The organism is Pseudomonas sp. BJa5 (assembly GCF_030272875.2).
Classification (GTDB): domain Bacteria; phylum Pseudomonadota; class Gammaproteobacteria; order Pseudomonadales; family Pseudomonadaceae; genus Aquipseudomonas.
In genome coordinates, this window is the sequence record NZ_JALRNG020000023.1 from 1 (window position 1) to 20572 (window position 20572).

Genomic DNA, 20572 nt, shown 5'->3' on the forward strand with positions numbered 1-20572 from the left:
ATCAATTTACACTAGTGCGTACCTGAAAAGCATCGCGGGGCAAGCCCGCTCCCACCAGTGGGAGCGGGCTTGCCCCGCGATGGATTCAACCCGGACTCAAGCGTCCTGCAACGCCCGCGGCCGCTTGCTGCGCTTCTCGCAAGCAGGCTTCGGTGCGCTCTGCAGCTGGAAGTCGAAGTCCATTTCGGCAAAGCGTCCTTGTATACCACGGGCATCGGCCGCTTTCGCGTCTTCGACGAAGCGCAGCTCGCCAATCAGGCCATCACGGGTGGCGTAGGCAAAGTCGTCCCACAGGTACTGGTCACCGGCCAGGTTGATCTGGGTGGTCAGGTGACGGAAGCCCGGCGCCGAGATGAAGAAGTGAATGTGCGCCGGACGGTTGCCGTGACGGCCCAGCTGATCGAGCCATGCCTGGGTCGGGCCATCGGCCGGGCAGCCATAGCCGGACGGCACGATGCTGCGGGCACGGTAGCGGCCTTCGGCATCGGTGACGATACGGCGGCGCAGGTTGTAGTCGGACTGGGTGCTGTCGAAGTACGAGTAAGTACCCTGGGTGTTGGCATGCCACAGGTCGACCACCGCACCGGCCACCGGCTGGCCCTTGTCGTCCAGCACGCGGCCCTGGAGGAACATCACGGTGCCCGGGTCGCGGCCATCGTCCATCCGCACTTCGCCTTCGGCCATCGGCGCGCCGGCGACATACAGCGGGCCTTCGATGGTCCGTGGGGTGCCACCGGTGATGCCGGCCTCGGCATCCTGGGCATCCAGTTGCAGGTCCAGGTAGTGCTCGACGCCAAGGCCGGCGACCAGCAGGCCGGCTTCCTGGCGGGCACCCAGGCGGTTGAGGTAATCCACCGCCTTCCAGAATTCGTCGGGGGTCACTTGCAGGTCTTCGATGATGCGCGCCACATCGTTGACGATGCGGTTGGTCAGCAGTTTCAGGCGTGGGCTGCCCAGGTCGTTGTTCAGGCCACTGACTTCTTCGAAGAATTTCTGGATATCGGCAGTGTGAGCAATCTTCACGGTCATGACAGGTACCTCGAATTGTTGTTATCGGCGTTCAGGGTTCAGCGATCGTCGCTGTGGATCGAAGACGGGTGGCGGCACAGGCCGTCGATCTCGATGTCCATGTAGGGGAACAGCGGCAGCTGCATCAGGGTGTCGTGCAGGGCCTCGACGCTGGGCAGGTCGAACACGCTGTAGTTGGCGTAGTGCCCGGCGATGCGCCACAGGTGGCGCCACTGGCCTTCGCGCTGCAGGCGCTGGGCCAGTTCTTTCTCGTCCGCCTTGAGCCGGGCGGCCAGGGCCGGGTCCATGTCGAGGGGCAACTTCACTGTCATCTTCACGTGGAACAACATGGCGTCTCTCCTTACTTGCGGCTGAAGAACGCCAGGCGCTCTTCGTCCAGGGTCAGGCCCAGGCCGGGGGTGCGCGGCACATGCAGGGCAAAATCTCGGTACACCGGCGCCTCGACGACGATCTCTTCGGTCAGCAGCAACGGGCCGAACAACTCGGTACCCCAGGTCAGCTGGCGCAGGGTGAGGAAGGCATGGGCCGAGGCCAGGGTGCCGATCGAGCCTTCGAGCATGGTCCCGCCATACAGGGCAATGCCGGCAGCCTCGGCGATTTGCGCAGTGCGCAGCACGGCGCGCGGGCCGCCGTTCTTGGCGATCTTCAGGGCGAAGATGCTGGCGGCACCGTCGGCGGCCAGGCTGAAGGCGTCCTCGACGCTTTCGATCGACTCGTCGGCCATGATCGGCGCCGGGCTGCGCTGGTTCAGGCGCACCTGGCCGGCACGGTTGATGCGCGAGATCGGCTGCTCGACCAGGTCGATGCCGTTGTCGCCCAGCACCTGGCAGGCGCGAATCGCCTGGGATTCGTCCCAGTACTGGTTGACGTCGACACGCACGCTGGCGCGGTCGCCCAGGGCCTGCTTGATCGCGATCACATGGCGCAGGTCGTGGGCCACTTCGTTGGCACCGATCTTCAGCTTGAAGATGCGGTGACGGCGCAGGTCGAGCATCTGTTCGGCTTCGGCGATGTCGCGTGCAGTGTCGCCACTGGCCAGGGTCCAGGCCACTTCCAGGCTGTCGCGCACACGCCCGCCCAGCAGTTCGCTGACCGGCAGCCCCAGGCGCTTGCCCTGGGCATCGAGCAAGGCGCTTTCGATACCGGAGCGGGCGAAGGTGTTGCCTTTGATCACCTTGTCCAGGCGCTGCATGGCGGCGTTGATGTTGCTGGCGTCCTGGCCGATCAGCAGCGGTGCGAAATAGCTGTCGATGTTCTGCTTGATGCTTTCCGGGCTTTCGTTGCCGTAGGCCAGGCCACCGATGGTGGTGGCCTCGCCCAGGCCTTCGATGCCGTCGGAGCAGTGCAGGCGGATGATCACCAGGGTCTGCTGCTGCATGGTGTGCATCGCCAGCTTGTGCGGGCGAATGGTGGGCAAGTCGACGATCAGGGTCGAGATGCGTTCAATCAGGGGATGACTCATCGAGGTTCTCCAGGGGTTCAACCGAGGTCGCCGCCACCGACCGGCAGGACCGTGCCGGTGATGTAGGAAGCCTCGTCGGAGGCCAGGAAAAGGATGGCGCCAACCTGCTCGTCGAGGTTGCCGTAGCGCTTCATCAGGCTGCTGTCGAGGGTCTGGTCGACGATCTGCTGGTACCAGACTTTCTCCTCGGCACTCTGCTCGGCGCTGTTGCGCGGCACCCGCCGTGCCGGTGCCTCGGTGCCACCGGGTGCCGTGGCATTGACCCGCACACCGCGGCCGGCAGTTTCGAAGGCCAGGCAGGCGGTCAGCGCATTCACGCCGCCCTTGGCCGCGCCGTAAGGGACGCGATTGACGCTGCGGGTGGCGATCGAAGAAACGTTGACGATCGCCCCGCTGCCCTGCTCGAGCATGTACGGCAGCGCCGCATGGCAGCACCACAGGGTGGGGAACAGCGAGCGCCGCACTTCGGCCTCGATCTGTGCCGCCTCGTAGTGTTCGAAGGGCTTGGCCCAGATGGTGCCGCCGACGTTGTTGACCAGCACATCGAGCCGGCCGAAGCGCTCCACCGCCGCCGCCATGACCCGGCTGCAATCGCTGTGTTGCTCAAGGTCGGCGGTCAGGGTCAGCACGCCCTCGCCTTGCAGTTCGTGAACCAGCTCCGAGCGGTCCACCGCCACCAGGGTTGCGCCTTCTTCGAGCAGACGCTCGCACAGACGGCGGCCGATGCCCTGCGCCGCGCCGGTGACCAGCGCGATCTTGTTGTCGAATCTGTTGTGCATGACAACCTCGAATAAAAAAGGGACCGACCGTACCCGCACGATGCGCCCGGCCCCGTAAATCGGCTTCAGGCAGCGGCGGCGGCGAATTTTTCGTAGTAGAAGTTCGCCGGGGTGATGCCCTGTTCGCGGATGTACTGGCTGACCGCCTCGACCATCGGTGGTGGGCCGCACAGGTACACATCAACGTCGCCTTCGTTGAGGTGGCGTGGCTCGATGTGCTGGGTCACGTAACCCTTGAGCGGATGCTGGCTCTCGGGGTTGGCGACACAGGCGCTGAAACTGAAGTTGGGGATGCGCTCGGCAAAGGCCTGCAGGCGGTCCAGTTCGACCAGGTCGAAGTCGTTGGTCACGCCGTAGATCAGGTGCAGCGGATGCTCACTGCCCTCTTCGGCGATCTTTTCCAGCATCGCGGTGAACGGCGCCAGCCCCGTGCCACCGGCCAGCAACAGCAGCGGACGGCGGATATCGCGCAGGTAGAAACTGCCCAACGGGCCGGCCAGGGTCATGCTGTCGCCGGCCTTGGCCAGGCCGGTGAGGAAGCTGCTCATCAAACCGCCTGGCACGTTGCGGATCAGGAAGCTGACCTCGCCATCCTTCTGCAACGAACTGAAGGAGTAGGCACGGGTCTGCTCGCTGCCGGGCACGCCGAGGTTGACGTACTGCCCCGGCAGGAACGCCAGGCGGCTCAGGGCCTCGCCCTTGATCGACAGGGCGATGGTGCTGTCGGACAGCTGGCGCACGGCACTGATGCTGGCCTGGTAGCTGGACTGTTCGGTCTTGCACACCTGTGACGAGGCCGGCACCCGCACCACGCAATCGCTCTCGGCGCGCATCTGGCAGGTCAGCACGTAACCCTGGGTGGCTTCTTCCTCGCTCAAGGCGTCTTCGATGTATTCCTGGCCCAGGTCGTAGCGACCGGCCTCGGCAAAGCACTTGCAGGTACCGCAGGCGCCGTCGCGGCAGTCCAGTGGAATGTTGATGCCCTGGCGGTAGGCGGCATCGGCCACGGTCTCGTCGGCGGTGGCGTCAATGAAACGGGTGACCCCGTCCTCGAAATTCAAGGCGATCTTGTGCATGGCACACCTCGCAGAAAGCTGGATTCAGATGTGGTAAACGTCGATGACCTGACGTACGTAGTCGTTCTTGAGCACGACCTTCTTGGCCTTGATCAGCGGCCGCTCGCCGCGTACATCCAGGGTGTAGAAGCTGGTGCCGAAGTGACTGTCCACTGTCTTGTAGCGAAAGCTCAGGGTGTGCCAGTTGAAGCGCACCTTGCAGACGCCATCGTTCTGTTCCAGCAGTTCGATGTTGCTGATGTTGTGCGAGGTCCGGGTGTCGGGCATGGTCGCACTGGAGCGTTCGGTCTTGATCCGGAATACGCGGTCTTCCAGGCCGCCACGGTTGCCGTACCAGATCAGCGAGATTTCCCGTTGCGGGTCTTCGGTAAGCTGGTCGTTGTCGTCCCAGGCCGGCATCCAGAAGGTGGCGTCGGCGGCGTAGCACTCCAGCCAGCTGTCCCACTGGCTGTCGTCCAGGTAGCGCGCTTCTTCGTAGAGGAAATCGCGCACTTGCTCGAAGGAAATGCTCATTGCACGGCCTCCACAGGGATCAGTTGCTGCTCGTCGGCAAGCGCCTTGAGCATGGTTTCCTGCCAGTACTTGTGTTGCAGCACGAACAGGCCTTCATCTTCGGTACGCACGCCGCTCATTTGCGGGTGCAGGTCGATTTCCTGGGCGGCGGCATCGGCGCCGTCGACCCAGTGCGTGGCACCACGGGACATGTCGTTCCATCCACGCCCGCCCTGGTAGCCCATCTGGCAGGAGCGGAATTCTTCCAGGTCGTCCGGGGTGGCCATGCCACTGACGTTGAAGAAGTCTTCGTACTGACGGATGCGCTGGGCGCGTGCTTCATCGCTCTCGCCCTTGGGCGCGATGCAGTAGATGGTGATCTCGGTCTTGTCCACGGCGATCGGCCGGGCGATGCGGATCTGCGAGCTGAACTGGTCCATCAGGTACACGTTCGGGTACAGGCACAAGTTGCGCGAGTTCTCGATCATCCAGTTGGCGCGGGCCTGGCCGAAGTCGGCGGCCAGCTCGTCACGGCGCTCGAACAGCGGACGATCCTCGGGGTTGGCCCAGCGGGTCCAGAGCAGCAGGTGCCCTTTGTCGAAGGAGTAGAAACCACCCCCGCTCTTGGCCCAGCCGCCAGCGCTCATGGTTTTCACTTCACTGCCCGCCTCGCGCTGCTTGCGCTGGTTCTGGGTGGCGGCGTAGTTCCAGTGCACGGCGCTGACGTGGTAGCCGTCGGCACCGTTCTCGGCGGTCAGCTTCCAGTTGCCTTCGTAGATGTAGGACGAAGAGCCGCGCAGCACTTCCAGGCCTTCCGGTGACTGGTCGACGATCATGTCGATGATCTTGGCCGACTCGCCCAGGTGCTCCACCAGCGGCACCACGTCCGGATTCAGGCTGCCGAACAGGAAACCACGGTAGGACTCGAAACGGGCGACCTTGGTCAGGTCGTGGGAGCCTTCGCAGTTGAAGCTGGCTGGGTAGCCGGCATCCACCGGATCCTTGACCTTGAGCAGCTTGCCGGAGTTGTTGAAGGTCCAGCCGTGGAACGGGCAGGTGTAGGACGAGCGGTTACCGCTCTTGTGCCGGCAGAGCATCGCACCGCGGTGGCTGCAGGCATTGAGGAACGCATTGAGCACCCCATCCTTGTTGCGCGCGATAAAGATCGGCTGGCGCCCCATGGTGGTGGTGAGGTAGTCGTTCTTTTCAGGAATCTGGCTTTCGTGGGCAAGGTACAGCCAGTTGCCTTCGAAGATGTGTTTCATTTCCAGTTCGAACAGACGGGGGTCGGTGAACATCTCGCGCTTGCAGCGAAAGACGCCCTTCTCCTGATCTTCTTCAAGCAGGGCATTAAGGTAATCGAATCCCAGGGACATGGCCGGGGCCTCCGTTGTTATTGTGGTCAGGCCATGTCAGGTTAGGGAGCGAGGGGCACGGCAAATATCCGCTTTGTGCAGACCTTTATCCGTTTTCTGCAAAGTGTCAGGAACGACGCTTGAGGGTATCGGAGGGCAGTTCGCCGAACAGCGACTTGTAGTGTTCCGAGAAGCGGCCCAGGTGGACGAAGCCGTAGTCCATGGCCAGTTCGGTGATGTTGCGCACCGTGCACTGCGGGTCGCTGAGGCTGGCGCGGATGCGCTCGAGTTTTTTCTGGCGGATGTACATCTTCGGCGTGGTGCCGGCGTTGCGTTCGAACAGGGCGTAGAGCGAACGCAGGCTCATGCTGGCCTGGCGGGCCAGTTGTTCGCTGGCGATGTCCTGCTTGAGGTGGCTGTCGATGAATTCGGCGATCCGCTCGAACGATGCCGCCGGCCCACCCGGTGCCTCGCGGCTGATGTTGGTCGGCATCAGGGTCAGTAACTTGCTGGCAACAATCTGGCTGTAGTGTTCCTGTACCCGCAGCAGCGGTTCACTGGCTTCGGCTTCATGGCAGACCATCGCCAACAACCCTGAGAACCCTTCCAGCGCCAGCAACTGGTAGTGGTTCTGGACGAAACGCACGCCCTCCCCCGGGCGTTGCCAGCGTTGTTCATCGCAGACGCTTTCGAGCAGGCGGTTGGGCAGTTTGAGGATGAACTTTTCGCAGTCGGCCGAGTAGGCCAGGTCGACCGGCTCGTCCGGATTGATCAGCAGCAGCTCGCCAGGGCCGAGCAAGCGTTCGGCGCGACCGCGGCGCCACAGGCAATGGCCACGCAGCAGGATCTGCAGGTGGAAGACGTTTTCCAGGGCGGCCGACATCACCCGCACTTCGCCACCGTAGCTGATCCGGCACAGATCGAGGCTGGCGAACTTGCGGTGGTCGAGGCACGCCTCGGGATGCCCGTTTTGCGGCAGGCGGATGTGGTGCACGCCCACATGCTGATTGACGTAGGTCGACACGGCATAAGGATCGGCACGATCGAAAACCCGGCTGCGCTCGCTGAGCAGGGGACTCTCCATACCAGGACACTCGTTGTAGTTATCCTCGGAGTCTAAGCGATCGCAGCGCTTGTGGACCAATCGGGGGATGGGCGGTGTGTTACCAAACGCATCGCGGGGCAAGCCCGCTCCCACCGGGATTGTGGATAACCCTGTAGGAGCGGGCTTGCCCCGCGATAGCGCCGCCAAGCCTTACAACAAGGTCCAGGTGTAGGTCAGAATCAGTCGGTTCTCATCAATGTCCGAACGGTAGTTCGAGCGCGCCATGGCATTGCGCACACGTATCCCCAGCCCCTTGAACACCCCGCTCTGCACCGCATACCCCAGGTCCAGGTCGCGCTCGTGCTCCTTGCCCTCGAAGCCCTGCCCGGTGTCGACATTGTTGCCCGTCAGGTAGCGCACCGTCGCCGTCAGCCCCGGAATGCCCATGGCGACGAAGTCGTAGTCGTAACGCACCTGCCAGGAGCGCTCGTCGGCAAAGGCGAACTCATAGGTCGGCACTTCGTTGCCCAGTGGCGAAATGTTCGGGAACACCCGGGGAAAGGCATCGTCGCCATAGATCCCCTGATAACCGACGCTGAAGGTATGCCCGCCGCGCTTGGCCGAGAGCAATGAGTAGAACGCCTGGTTGTCGATGTCACCGATACGGCTTTCGCCCTCCTCGCTGGCCGTGAAGTAACCCAGGTTGGCGCCCAGCACCCAGTCACCCACCGGCTGGCTGTGCTTGAGGCCGACGAAGCCCTGCTGGTAGATATCTTCCAGGCGGCCATACCAGAGGCTCAAGGTGCTGCGGTTGGCGTTGAAGCTGTAGTCGCCGCCGGCGAAATTGAAAGCATCGCTATCGGCCTGGCGCTGGGGCAGGTGGCCGAGCATGGCGATCAGTTTTTCATCGCCCGCCTCGTTGCGCAGGCTGGTGGAACTCAAGTGGCCGGCCTGCAGGGTCAGGCCGTCGATCTCGCTCGAACTGATGCTGGCGCCCTGGTAGGTGGGCGGCAGCAGGCGCGAGTCGTTGTACTGCAGGATCGGCAGGTTGGTCTGCAACTCGCCGACCTTCAGCTCGGTCTTCGAATAGCGCACTTTCAAGGTGGCGCCGGCCCGGCTGTATTCATCCGCCGCACGGCCATCATCCTGTACCGGCAACAGGCCGGTGCCGGTACGGTCCGGGCTGCTGTCGAGCTTCAGGCCCAGCAGGCCAATGGCATCGACACCGACGCCGATCACGCCCGGGGTATAGCCGGATTTGACGTTGAGGATGAAACCCTGGCCCCACTCCTCGGCCTTGGACTGCTGGTTGGCGCCGACGATGCCGGAGAAGTCGCGGCTGAAGTAGTAGTTACGCGCCTGCAGGGTGGCGGTGGCGTCCTTGAAGAAATCAGGTTCGGCGGCCTGGGCGGTGAAACTCAGGGCGAGCAAAGACAGCAACCCGGTTGGACGGAGGTTGTTCATGGTACGTGCGCTCTTGTTATTGTTGTTTTGACGTTTATTCGGCGGCGCCTGTATCGCAGGCTTCGCCAGCTCCTACAGTGGGCGCTGGCGGAGCCTGCGATGAGGGCGATCAGGCTGCCGACTGCACCCCGGCCCCGGCCTTCAGCGCGCCCCGGCTGGCAAACACCATCATCGCCACCGCCGCCACCGCACCCGGTACCGCAAAGGCCATGAAGTTCAGCGCCAGCGGCAATTGGATGCCCAGCAGCATTCCTCCCAACAGCGGCCCGACAATCGCCCCGCTACGTCCGATCCCCGAGGCCCAGCCAAGCCCGGTGGAACGAATGCCCATCGGGTAGTACTGGGCCACGCAGGCGTAGGCCAGGATTTGCGTACCGATCGTGGTCGCCCCGGCAATGGCGATCAACAGGTACAGCACTGGCGTCGGGCTCTTGAAACCCAGCAGGCTGATCGACAGCGCGGCGATGGCGAAGAACACCACCAGTACCCGATCGAGCCTGAAGCGGTCACCGATCCAGCCACCGCCTACCGCGCCAAAGATCGCCCCGAAGTTGAGCACCAGCAGGAACGCCAGGCTCGAACCCAGGCCGTAACCGGCGTTGTTCATCAGTTTCGGCAACCAGGAGTTGAGGGCGTAGACCATCAACAGGCAGCAGAAGAACGCCACCCAGAGCATCAGCGTGCTCAGCGCCCGGCCCTCGCGAAACAGCTGCGGCACCGAGCCACCCTGGGCGACGCCGGTCAGCACTTCCAGGCGATCGCCGGCCTGCGGCTGGTAGCTGGGCTCCACCCGCTGCAGCAACTGGCCGGCTTGCTCGGTACGGCCCTGGCGCACCAGAAAGCCCAGGGACTCGGGCAAAAAACGCAGGATCAACGGCAGCACCAGCAAGGGGATGACCGCCACATAGAACACCGACTGCCAGCCGAACGCCGGCAACAGCAGCATGCCCAGGCCCGCCGAGAGCATGCCGCCCACCGAGTAGCCGCTGAACATGATCGCCACCAGGGTGCTGCGCATGCGCTTGGGCGCGTATTCGTTCATCAGTGCCACGACGTTGGGCATCACCCCGCCGATCCCGAGCCCCGCCAGGAAGCGACAGATTCCGAATTCCGTGGGGTTGCGGGCAAAGCCGTTGAGCACGGTGAAACCGCTGAACAGGATCACGCAGATCATGATGGCTTTCTTGCGCCCGATCCGGTCCGACAGCGGGCCGAACACCAGGGCCCCGAACATCATGCCGAACAGTGCATAGCTGCCCAGGGCGCCAGCCTGCAGCGGGGTCATGCCCCACTCTTGCATCAACGCCGGCAGTACCACGCCATAGATGACCAGGTCGTAGCCGTCGAAGATGATGATCAGCGCGCACCAGAACAGCACACGCCAGTGAAAGGAATTGAACTTCGCCTGATCGACCAGGCTATTGATATCGATCGTTCGCATGAGGCGTGTCTCTTTTGTTGTTGTTATCCGAACCTGGGGGGCGAACCTGCCGGGCAGGGTTCGCAGCCTCAGGTTAGGAGCAGTGCAAAAGAGCCAATAGCCGTTTCCTGCGAATCGCTATCCAGTTTGCGCAACGCAGGACAGAGGGTCAGCGGTAGCGCTTGAAGGTGACCGAAGGCAGCTCGCCGAAGCGCTGGCGGTAGCTTTCGGCAAAGCGTCCCAGGTGCAGGAAGCCATAGTCCAGGGCGATCTCGGTGACATTGCGCACCGGGCTGGCCGGGTCCTGCAGGGCTGCATGGATTCGCTCCAGCTTGCGCTGGCGCACATAGCCTTTGGGCGACTGGCCGGCATGGCGCTCGAACAGTGAATACAGCGTGCGCTCACTGACCCGCGCCACCTCCATCAACTGGGTGACGCTGATGTCCTGCTGCAAATGGCTGTCGATGTACTCCGCCAGTTGCTCGAACGAATGCATCTGTACCGCCGGCTCGCCGCGCTGGACATTGTTGCCGAGCAGGCTGAGCAGCTTGCTGGCGACGATGCGCCCATAGTGCTCTTGCACCTGCGGCAACGAGTCGACGGATTCGGCTTCGGCGCAGATCAGCCCAAGCAGGCCGATAAAGCCTTCCAGCTCACCGGTGACATGACGCGCGCTGGTGAAGCGGATACCGCCATCGGGCACCTGCCAGCGTTGTTCCACACAGGCTTGTTCCAGCAACCCCACCGGCAGCTTGAGAATGAATTTCTCGCAGTCGGCCGAATAGGTCAGGTCGACCGGATCGTCCGGGTTGATCAGCAACAGTTCACCGGGCACATAGTGGTGTTCGTTGCCACGAAAACTGGACAGGCAATGCCCCTGGAGCAGGATCTGCAAGTGAAACAGGGTGCCCAACGCCGGCGAGGTGATCCGCGCCTTGCCCCCGTAGCTCAGGCGACACAGGTCGAGGCTGGCGAACTTGCGATGATTGATGCTGGCCTGCAGGTCACCGGTCCTGGGCAGGCGCAGGCTGTGACCACCGACATGCTGGTTGACGTATTCGGACACGGCATAAGGATCGGCGCGCTCAAACACGCAGCTGCGCTCGCTCAACAGGTGGCTGCTCACGGGCTGCCCTCTTTTTGTTCTTGCTGGAGGATATCCACAGGGTCTGGTTATCCACAGGGTATGAGCTTGCGTCAGCAATGGCAGGCAGTCCAATATCTGTTGGGTCGGAAACAATACCTTTTAGGTATCATTGAGCTGCGCCATCTGAATTACTTCCGGGAGCTCGCGCAGACCCTGGGTGTGGTGTCTCCCTTCTGCTTCGCCATAAAAAGTGACACAGCTCGAACGACTCGGGGCCATAACCACCTTCGAGAAAAAGCCCCCGAAAATCAGTGATTCGCGAGGGCTTCACAGGTGTTTAGCAGCGAGAGGGCCCTTCACACGGGGCTCTCAAACACCGACTTGAGCGTTCGATCAGATATCGAAACGGTCGAGGTTCATGACCTTGGTCCATGCTTTGGCGAAGTCCTTGACGAACTTTTCCTTGGCATCGCTGGCGGCATAGAACTCGGAGACCGCACGCAGCTCCGAGTTGGAACCGAATACCAGGTCGACTGGCGTGGCTGACCACTTGACCTCGCCAGTCTTGCGGTCGCGACCTTCATACAAGCCCTCGGTAGAAGACTTCGACCAAACAGTCGACATGTCCATCAGGTTGACGAAGAAGTCGTTGGACAATGTGCCAGGACGCGTAGTGAGCACGCCATTTTTACTACCGTCGGTATTCGCCCCGAGCGCTCGCATGCCACCGACAAGCACTGTCATTTCCGGTGCAGTGAGGGTCAACAAGCTGGCCTTGTCGACCAGCATTTCGGTCGGTGAGAGGCGAGCGTCAGCGCTGTAGTAGTTACGGAAACCATCAGCCTTGGGTTCCAGCACCGCAAAGGAATTGACGTCAGTCTTGTCCTGGGTAGTGTCCATACGACCCAGGGTGACCGGGACTTGAACGTTGTAACCCCCTTTCTTCGCGGCAGACTCAATCGCTGCAGAACCCGAGATCACAATCAGGTCAGCAAGCGAGACGTTCTTGCCGCCTTTGAGGTTGCTGTTGAAGTCCTTCTGGATAGCTTCCAACGTGGCGAGCACTTTGCTCAGTTCGGCCGGGTTGTTGGCGTTCCAGTCTTTCTGCGGGGCAAGACGCACACGTGCACCGTTGGCGCCACCGCGCATGTCGGAACCTCGGAACGAAGAAGCCGAGGCCCAGGCAGTACGCACCAACTCGCCGGTATTGAGACCCGAAGCGAGTACCTTGGCCTTGAGCGCTTCGATGTCCTTGGTGTCGATCAGCTTATGGTCCAGCGCCGGGATCGGGTCTTGCCAGATCAGGTCTTCCTTGGGTACATCGGCCCCCAGGTAGTGGGTACGTGGGCCGAGGTCACGGTGAGTCAGCTTGAACCAGGCCTTGGCAAAGGCAAGTTCGAATTCCTTGGGGTTGTCCAGGAAGCGACGCGCAACTTTCTCGTAAGCGGGATCGAAACGCAGCGCAAGGTCAGTGGTGAACATGATGGGTGCATGACGCTTGTCTTTGACGTGTGCGTCGGGAACCATGACCGCAGCGGATGGATCGGACGGAATCCACTGGATTGCACCTGCCGGGCTCTTGGTCTGAACCCATGTCCAGCCGAAGAGGTTGGCCAGGTACTGATTGGTGAAATTCACAGGACTTGAGGTCCACGCACCTTCCAGGCCGCTGGTGATGGTGTCTTCCGCGTTTCCTTTACCGCAGGTACTTTTCCAGCCCAAGCCTTGTTGCTCGGTAGGTGCGCTGGCAGGGTCTGCGCCCAGGCAGCCTTCAGGCTTGTGCGCACCGTGCGCCTTGCCGAAGGTGTGACCACCGGCGATCAGTGCAACCGTTTCTTCGTCGTTCATGCCCATGCGCGCAAACGTATCGCGAATGTCCTTGGCGGCAGCCAGCGGATCCGGCTTGCCATTCGGACCTTCCGGGTTCACGTAGATAAGCCCCATTTGCACGGCAGCCAACGGCTTTTGCAGCTCACGCTTGCCGTGGTAGCGCTCATCACCGAGCCAGGTGCTTTCAGGGCCCCAATAGACCAGATCAGGCTCCCAGTCATCTTCACGACCGCCAGCAAAGCCGTAGGTTTTCATCCCCATCGATTCCATCGCCACGGTGCCCGCCAGCACCATCAGGTCGCCCCAGGAAATACTCGCGCCGTATTTTTCTTTCACAGGCCACAACAAGCGCCGTGCTTTATCGAGGCTGACGTTATCAGGCCAGTTGTTGAGCGGGTCGAAACGCTGTTGACCACCGTCGGAACCACCACGGCCGTCCATCGCGCGGTAGGTACCGGCGCTGTGCCAGGCCATACGGATAAAGAACGGACCATAGTTGCCATAGTCCGCTGGCCACCAGTCTTGCGACTGGGTCAAGGTTGCAGCGATATCCTTTTTCACCGCACTCAAGTCAAGGCTGTTGAACGCCTTGGCATAGTTGAAATCAGCGTCGGCAGGGCTGGAGGCCGGATTGTGTTGTCGCAACAAGGAAAGATCCAGGCGATTTGGCCACCAATCCCTGTTGGTCATCTGTTCGTGCTTGCCAGCCAAAGAGGCGGCGCCGGTATTATCGGCGTGAACAATGGGTGAAAAGCCAACTATCAGGGCAATCGCCAAGGGCAGCTGTTTCATGCGCATGGGGGCTTAATCCTTGTAAGAGTGTAAATCAGGCCAATCAATAACCTGGTCTGGAAACTGGCATCGAGTCAGGTAGGGAAGTAACTTGGGTGCATACTCAATACAAACTTTAATTGCGCACCGTAAAGCGAACAATTGAGGTTATAAACGGGACCGATTGATAACCTGACTGATGCCAATTCGAGAAACACGCTTAAGGTGACGCTGCGGACGGGTTAGTGGTTCAACGTCTCCTTACGGGAGTGCTGAACTATCGTTTGTAATAAGTGTGGCGAAATTTATTTCAATGCAGGTCATGACTTTTTTTAATTTCACTGTGTAGACCCTGTTTGGCAGCCTTGCTGCTCTAGTTGAAACCCACCCATCTATTACAAAAAGTAAAATCGCTTTTGGCGAACCAATCTGGAAGCCAACTCTGCTGCGCGCTTTTCCAAGGATATGTTGATGACCTTACGCGAACTCCGTTATCTCGTCGCGCTGGCGGAGCACCGTCACTTCGGCCGTGCCGCCGACGCCTGTCATGTCACTCAATCCACGTTGTCCACTCAATTGCGCAAGCTGGAGAACTACCTTGGCCAGGTGTTGGTGGACCGCAACGCCAAGAAATTCACCCTCACGCCCAGTGGAGAGCAGATCGTCGAGCGCGCACGGCATATCCTTGCCGAAGCCGACACCATTCTTGCCCTGACCCGTGCGCGCCGTGACCCGCTGGAAGGCATTCTTACCCTGGGCATCATCCCGACCTTGGCGCCCTATTACTTGCCGCATCTATTGGAGGCCGTAGAAGCCGCCCATCCCAAATTGCAGTTGGTAATACAGGAGAGCTTTACCGCTGACTTGTGCGAGCGGCTCAACGATCAGTCCATCGACAGCGCATTGCTGGCACTCCCTCGGCCGCTCTATCAGACGATGTCGGGGTCTGCGGAGTGTCTGCGATGCGAAGCGGCCGTGCAGGGTGGGCCGCGACTGCTCGATCCTGAAGCCTATGATGAGCGTGTGCTGTTCGATGAGCCTTTTTGGGCGGCACTGCCGTTGGGGCATAAGCTTGGCGCCGGCACCGATGTGGCGGTCGAGGCATTGAGCGAGCTGAAGTTGTTGCTGCTCACCGATGGTCATTGTCTGCGTGGGCAGGCTCTGCAAGCATGCGGCATGAGTGAGGTTCAGGCAGGTGACTCGGCGGACTGCCGGGCCACCAGCCTGGAAACCCTGCAACATCTGGTCGCCGCCGGTCGTGGTTGTACGTTGCTGCCAGCCTTGGCGGCCATCAATGCCGACAGCGCACGATTGACCGTGAAGCCGTTGCGTGGTGATGAACATCGGCGCATCGGGCTGGTATGGCGTCGGACCCATCCGCGCGCGCAAGAGTTCGACCTGTTAGCTACGACGCTCAAGCGCACAGCCCCCGCCGGTACAAAGCCCTGGCAGCAAGCCAACCCCTGGATTTAGAGAATTAAAACTGTCGCAGGAGGGTCAAGAATTTCGCGGTCTGCAGCCTCGTTGAGAGAAATCGCAAAACTGTCGCGATTACCCAAAATGCCGGGGTGAATCGCTGGAAGGCCAGACAGGGGAGCTACTTTTTCAACAGAATCGACCCATAGCAGCCAGTCGGCACAATAGTTTTCAACCGATCGCCAAAACAATATGGCTGCTTCACCCAACCCCTTCTCGTATCATCAGCGCCTCCGAATCTGGAACGAACTGTGTGAAATCGCCAACTGAAAAAGCTCCGGCCGCCCCTGATGGGACGAAGTGGGACGTAGGCGAGGCTGTCAATCAGCTCTCGTGGGACGACTTGCGCATCATCAAGACGCTCAGTGATTGCGGCAATCGTTCGGCTACGGCCAAGAAGCTTGGCATCAATGTATCCACCGTTTCGCGCCGAGTTGCTCAAGTTGAGCGAACGCTCGGCATCGCGCTGTTCGATCACCGCAAATCAGGGTATCTGCTCACCGCCGAGGGTGCTGAATTGCGAGCACTCGCCGAGCGAGTGGAGCTGGATATCGTCAGCGTCACGCGGCGTGTTTCACGTTCAGGCCAAGGCCCCCTCGGGAAACTTAGAATTACCACCAGCGACTCGCTGCTGCTGTACTTCTTCACCCCCATCATCGCGGACTTCAAGGCCCTGAACGAGGGGATCACCATCGAGGTACTGGTGGGCAATGAAACCCTTAGCCTCGCCCGGGATGAATCGGATATCGCGATTCGAGCGACGAGAAAACCTGCAGAAAGCCTGGTGGGACGTAAACTGGCGAACATTGCCTGGGCACCTTACTGCTGCGCCAAGCAGATGACGGCCTTGCCCCTTTTCGAAGAGGGCCAGGCATGGGTGTCATACTCCTCAGCGCTCTGCGGTTTGAAGGCGACAAGCTATGTCGAAAGCAGAGTCGCTGCTGAGCACATAGCGTACCGCACCGATTCTGTTGCAGCAGCAAGCACTGCAATCGCGGCGGGTCTGGGATTTGGATTCCTTCCCTGCATGTTGGGCGACATAACCCCAGGGTTGGTACGCGCCGGCCCGGTGGTGCCAGAGCTTCAGGATGAGTTGTGGCTACTGACTCACCAGGACATTCGAAAGTCGTGGCGGGTCAAAGCATTCATGACCTTCTGCGCCGCTGCCGTGGCCAGTCAAAAGCCCTTGGTCGAGGGGCAATTGATACTCCCGGCCACCTAGATCGCAACCGGGAGTGCAGCTCAGATGTCTCGGGCGCCAATCACCGCCTTGCACACGATCTCAATCAGCTGCGGACGCTGGGCAAGTCTCGACACCCCAATGATATTGCTCGCGCACTGAGGCCGCTCAGTGCCATAGGCCGCCTTGCGCACTTTGCCGACCACCGCGAATGCCGCGTCCATATCCAGCACATAAAGCGTTTCCTCGACAACATCTTGCATAGTTGCACCATACAAGGCGAGCAGCTTCGAAATGTTGTCGTAAGAGACCCGCATCTGCTCTCCCATCGAAGAGAAATCACTGGGCTTACCGTCGGCGTTCAGCGGCGCCGGGGCTACCAGATGACCTTCCTCATCATGGTTGAATTGACCTGATACGTAGATCTCGTTCCCTACCCGCCGTGCCTGCGGATAGCCATACGCCTCCTCCCAGGAAACGCCCCAGTAGGCGGTCTGCTTGTTGAACGGTTGTGAAGCTGCCATTGCATTCTCCTGCACATGACGGACCGGCTTGATCCGAATGGAAAGGCGAATGCTAGCAGCGTGGCTGCGTATTCCATGGCGCAAAAATGAGCCGGTAGAGGCGCAAAAGTGCGCCACCGACAGGCGCTTTGTTTCGTTATCTTTTGCTCGTCCTCAAGCAATGACGCTGAGGCGAGCACTCGTGGCTACGGTGATGCCTGCAACGTGCGGGCCCCGAAACGGGTGCGATTGAACTTCATCAAACTGAAAGGAAACAACAATGAGCAATCCTAAGACTGAAGTCCTGACCCCGCTTAACAGCCAACTGATCTTCATCGATCAGCAGCCACAGATGGCCTTCGGCGTTCAGAGCATTGATCGGCAAACACTCAAGAACAACACCGTTGGCCTGGCCAAGGCCGCGAAGATTTTTAATATCCCCACCACCTTCACCACGGTCGAGACACACAGCTTCTCAGGCCACACCTACCCCGAGCTGCTCGCTGTGTTCCCGGACGCCCCGCTGCTGGAGCGCACCTCGATGAACTCCTGGGATGACCAGAAGGTGCGTGACGCACTCAAGCGAAATGGCCGCAACAAGATCATCGTCTCCGGCTTGTGGACCGAGGTCTGCAACGCCACCTTCGCCCTGTCGGCAATGAACGATGCCGGCTATGAAATCTATATGGTCGCAGACGCCTCCGGCGGCACCACCAAGGAAGCCCACGATTACGCCATGCAGCGCATGATCCAGGCCGGCGTGGTGCCGGTGACCTGGCAGCAGGTGCTGCTGGAATGGCAACGGGACTGGAAGAACCGCGACACCTACGACGCCGTAATGGAACTGGTAAAGGAACATTCTGGCGCATATGGCATGGGCGTCGACTACGCCTACACCATGGTGCACAAGGCGCCTGAGCGCGTTCAGCATGGCCCCACCTTGGCGCCTGTCGCTGCATCTGTCTGAGCCATCGCCAGCCCCTGCCCTGGGGGCTGTTTACAGACTTGCGAAGGGTGCGCAGTCGACTGAACCGAGTCAACGAGCCTGGCCTGGAACCTCTGGGGGTTTCCAGTGCCCAGCGCTGTTCGGGTCAGGCGCTCGCATCCTGTTCCCGAAGACATTCAAAAGTAAGGAAAGCCATGAAAGTTCTCTACACCGCAGTCGCAACCGCAACCGGTGGTCGTGATGGCCGAGCCATCTCCAGCGACAAGAACCTCGACGTGAAACTGTCCACTCCGAAGGAATTGGGCGGTGCCGGTGGTGATGCCACCAACCCTGAGCAACTGTTCGCCGCGGGTTACTCGGCCTGCTTCATCGGTGCACTGAAGTTCGTCGCCAGCCAGAGCAAACGCAGCATGCCCGCCGACGCCTCGATCACTGCGCGGGTCGGCATTGGCCAGATCCCAGGCGGCTTTGGCCTGGATATCGATCTGAACATCAACCTGCCAGGCCTGGAGCAAGCCGATGCACAAGCGTTGGTGGAGGCGGCCCACCAAGTGTGCCCGTACTCCAACGCAACCCGTGGCAACGTCGATGTCCGTCTGCACGTCACCGTCTAACTTCCCGCCTCACCAGAAACAGGAGATATGAATTGAACGTTTTGACCAAAGCACTCGTTGGCTCGCTCCTTGCCTTGTCGATCGGTAACGCATTCGCTGACTCTGGCGTCGAACACAACACCCAGGCATTCCTCGATGTTCTGAACTCAGGCAGTGGTAAACCCATCGAGCAGCTTTCGCCGAAGGACGCCCGCGCGGTACTGACCGGCGCTCAGGCCGGGGTAAAACTGACACTGCCCGAGGCGGATGTCAGCGAGAAGACCATCACCGTCGACGGCCAGGACATCAGCTTGACCATCGTGCGTCCGGCGGGTGTGAAGGGGACCTTGCCTGTGTTCATGTACTTCCACGGCGGTGGCTGGGTGCTCGGCGACTTCCCGACCCATGAGCGCCTGGTGCGTGATCTGGTCGTCGGGTCCGGGGCGGTGGCGGTGTTCGTCAATTACACCCCGTCCCCTGAAGCGCACTACCCGACAGCGATCAACCAGGCCTACGGGGCAACCAAATGGGTGGCCGAGCACGGCAAGGAAATCAATGTCGACGGTAAGCGCCTGGCTGTAGCAGGCAACAGCGTCGGCGGCAACATGGCAGCCGTGGTCAGCCTGATGGCCAAGGATAAAGGTACCCCGGCCATTAAGTACCAGGTGCTGCTATGGCCAGTGACCGACGCCAACTTCGAGACAGCGTCGTACAACCAGTACGCCGAGGGGCACTTCCTCACCAAGAACATGATGAAGTGGTTCTGGGACAACTACACCACCGACCCCAAGCAACGTGCCGAGATCTACGCCTCGCCGCTGCGCGCTACCACTGAGCAGTTGAAAGGCCTGCCGCCAGCACTGGTCCAGACCGCGAGTGCCGATGTGCTGCGTGACGAAGGGGAAGCCTACGCTCGCAAACTGGACCAAGCCGGCGTTCCGGTCACTGCGGTGCGCTACAACGGCATGATCCATGACTACGGCTTGCTGAACGTGGTCAGCCAGGTTCCGGCGGTACGCTCTGCAATGCTGCAGGCTTGCGAAGCGCTGAAGGTTCATTTGAAGTGACGCCCACTCAAGACCGGAGATGTATGCCATGGAAGATGACATCGAAGGCCTGGCTGCGCTGTGCTCCAACCACATCCCGGACTACCGCAACCTGATGACCAGCTACAACGCCTTCAACGCCAACAAGTAAGCCGACCGCCCCGGGCACCGCCAGTCGGTACCCGCTATGGGTAGCACCCCCATCGCAATCTCCGCCCGTCCGCCATTGCACGGTGGATGCGGGCAAGCTCATCCCAAGGAACGTCGATGAACACCGCACTCCCAGTCAACCGCAACGTGGTTACTTTGGTTATCCAGCACAAGGCTCGTCCTGACTCGCTGGCAAATTACGAGCAATGGCTCAAGCGCACGGTAAGCGCTGCGCGTCGCCAGCCTGGTCATTTAGATGTCAACGTTATCCGTCCCGACGATGGTGGCTTGCATTACACCACCGTGGTCCGCTTCGCCGACTCCAGCCTGCTGCAGGCCTGGGTCAATTCAACGGAACGCCAAGCGCTGGTAGAGGAAGTGCTGCCGCTAATCGAAGGTGGCGACCATACCCAGGTACATGAGGACCCAGAGTTCTGGTTCACCCCGCCGAGCGTCAGCGCGCGGCAACCGCCGCGCTGGAAGCAAGCGCTGCTGACCTACCTCGTGATTTGCCCGATGACCATGATCATTCCGCAGCTGCTGGCCCCGTTCTTCGCACGCTTCGCGCAGCTGGGCGGCGTAATCACTAGCAACCTGATCGTCAACGTGTTCGTCATCTTGCCCGTGGTGTTCTACATCATGCCTTGGGTAACTCGTCGCTGTGCGAACTGGCTGCGTGGCTGAGCAATAGCCAACCGCACATCCGTCCAACCCTCAGCCATCTATCAGCTGGCATGCTCTGCGGTTACGCCTGTCGCCGCCGCACCCACACGGAGTGGAATATGTCCCAGGATCACAACGACAAGACTCGTCGCCAGTTCCTCGCCACCAGCACCGTACTCGGTGCCGCCGGCGCGATCTGGTCTGC

19 protein-coding genes and 1 pseudogene are annotated in these 20572 nt (G+C 60.9%); 7 read left to right on the top strand and 13 right to left on the bottom strand.

Annotated features, from left to right (window positions below; all coding sequences use genetic code 11):
• Nucleotides 1–96: 96 nt before the first annotated feature.
• The 12 genes from catA to katG form a co-directional block, all read right to left on the bottom strand.
• Nucleotides 97–1029, bottom strand: coding sequence for a catechol 1,2-dioxygenase (gene catA, locus M2D63_RS14430; protein ID WP_285863609.1), 933 nt, complete (start codon nt 1027–1029; stop codon nt 97–99).
• Nucleotides 1030–1067: 38 nt separating this feature from the next.
• Complete coding sequence (gene catC, locus M2D63_RS14435) at nt 1068–1358, bottom strand: muconolactone Delta-isomerase (RefSeq protein ID WP_285863610.1); 291 nt, start codon at nt 1356–1358, stop codon at nt 1068–1070.
• Nucleotides 1359–1369: 11 nt separating this feature from the next.
• Nucleotides 1370–2491 carry a muconate cycloisomerase family protein gene (locus tag M2D63_RS14440; protein WP_285863611.1) on the bottom strand — a complete coding sequence of 374 codons (1122 nt, stop codon included), beginning with the start codon at nt 2489–2491 and terminating at the stop codon, nt 1370–1372.
• A gap of 17 nt (nt 2492–2508) precedes the next feature.
• Nucleotides 2509–3270 carry a 1,6-dihydroxycyclohexa-2,4-diene-1-carboxylate dehydrogenase gene (locus M2D63_RS14445; RefSeq protein WP_285863612.1) on the bottom strand — a complete coding sequence of 254 codons (762 nt, stop codon included), beginning with the start codon at nt 3268–3270 and terminating at the stop codon, nt 2509–2511.
• 65 nt (nt 3271–3335) lie between these two features.
• Nucleotides 3336–4346: a benzoate 1,2-dioxygenase electron transfer component BenC gene (gene benC, locus M2D63_RS14450; protein ID WP_285863613.1), complete on the bottom strand. Its 1011-nt coding sequence runs from the start codon at nt 4344–4346 to the stop codon at nt 3336–3338.
• Nucleotides 4347–4370: 24 nt separating this feature from the next.
• Nucleotides 4371–4859: a benzoate 1,2-dioxygenase small subunit gene (benB, locus tag M2D63_RS14455; protein ID WP_285863614.1), complete on the bottom strand. Its 489-nt coding sequence runs from the start codon at nt 4857–4859 to the stop codon at nt 4371–4373.
• Nucleotides 4856–6214, bottom strand: coding sequence for a benzoate 1,2-dioxygenase large subunit (gene benA, locus M2D63_RS14460; protein WP_285863615.1), 1359 nt, complete (start codon nt 6212–6214; stop codon nt 4856–4858). The genes benB and benA overlap by 4 nt, the downstream gene beginning before the upstream one ends.
• A 106-nt stretch (nt 6215–6320) precedes the next feature.
• A complete protein-coding gene (locus tag M2D63_RS14465; protein ID WP_285863616.1) occupies nt 6321–7277 on the bottom strand; it encodes an AraC family transcriptional regulator in 957 nt (318 codons plus the stop codon).
• Nucleotides 7278–7448: 171 nt separating this feature from the next.
• Complete coding sequence (locus tag M2D63_RS14470; protein ID WP_285863617.1) at nt 7449–8702, bottom strand: OprD family porin; 1254 nt, start codon at nt 8700–8702, stop codon at nt 7449–7451.
• Nucleotides 8703–8811: 109 nt separating this feature from the next.
• On the bottom strand, nt 8812–10143 hold the full coding sequence (locus M2D63_RS14475; protein ID WP_285863618.1) for an aromatic acid/H+ symport family MFS transporter: 1332 nt from the start codon (nt 10141–10143) through the stop codon (nt 8812–8814).
• 148 nt (nt 10144–10291) lie between these two features.
• On the bottom strand, nt 10292–11248 hold the full coding sequence (locus M2D63_RS14480) for an AraC family transcriptional regulator (protein WP_285863619.1): 957 nt from the start codon (nt 11246–11248) through the stop codon (nt 10292–10294).
• 354 nt (nt 11249–11602) lie between these two features.
• Nucleotides 11603–13837 carry a catalase/peroxidase HPI gene (gene katG / locus M2D63_RS14485; protein WP_285863620.1) on the bottom strand — a complete coding sequence of 745 codons (2235 nt, stop codon included), beginning with the start codon at nt 13835–13837 and terminating at the stop codon, nt 11603–11605.
• Between the two features lie 444 nt (nt 13838–14281).
• Here katG and M2D63_RS14490 point away from each other — a divergent pair, with 444 nt between their 5' ends.
• Entirely contained in the window at nt 14282–15283 is a 1002-nt protein-coding gene (locus tag M2D63_RS14490; RefSeq protein WP_285863621.1) for a LysR substrate-binding domain-containing protein, read from the top strand.
• A gap of 256 nt (nt 15284–15539) precedes the next feature.
• Entirely contained in the window at nt 15540–16508 is a 969-nt protein-coding gene (locus M2D63_RS14495; protein WP_285863622.1) for a LysR family transcriptional regulator, read from the top strand.
• Between the two features lie 20 nt (nt 16509–16528).
• On the opposite strand, the gene M2D63_RS14500 is transcribed toward M2D63_RS14495, so the two are convergent.
• Nucleotides 16529–16990 carry a RidA family protein gene (locus M2D63_RS14500; protein ID WP_285863623.1) on the bottom strand — a complete coding sequence of 154 codons (462 nt, stop codon included), beginning with the start codon at nt 16988–16990 and terminating at the stop codon, nt 16529–16531.
• Nucleotides 16991–17249: 259 nt separating this feature from the next.
• On the opposite strand from M2D63_RS14500, the gene M2D63_RS14505 reads away from it, so the two are divergent.
• From M2D63_RS14505 to M2D63_RS14525, 5 genes and pseudogenes are all read left to right on the top strand, one after another.
• A complete protein-coding gene (locus tag M2D63_RS14505; protein WP_285863624.1) occupies nt 17250–17936 on the top strand; it encodes a hydrolase in 687 nt (228 codons plus the stop codon).
• Nucleotides 17937–18109: 173 nt separating this feature from the next.
• Nucleotides 18110–18529, top strand: a complete 420-nt coding sequence (locus M2D63_RS14510; protein WP_285863625.1) for an organic hydroperoxide resistance protein — start codon at nt 18110–18112, stop codon at nt 18527–18529.
• Nucleotides 18530–18561: 32 nt separating this feature from the next.
• Entirely contained in the window at nt 18562–19575 is a 1014-nt protein-coding gene (locus tag M2D63_RS14515) for an alpha/beta hydrolase (RefSeq protein ID WP_285863626.1), read from the top strand.
• 34 nt (nt 19576–19609) lie between these two features.
• Nucleotides 19610–19705, top strand: a pseudogene (locus M2D63_RS14520) (hydrolase); the annotation flags it as partial.
• 116 nt (nt 19706–19821) lie between these two features.
• Nucleotides 19822–20388 carry an antibiotic biosynthesis monooxygenase gene (locus M2D63_RS14525; RefSeq protein ID WP_285863627.1) on the top strand — a complete coding sequence of 189 codons (567 nt, stop codon included), beginning with the start codon at nt 19822–19824 and terminating at the stop codon, nt 20386–20388.
• Nucleotides 20389–20572 lie beyond the last annotated feature (184 nt).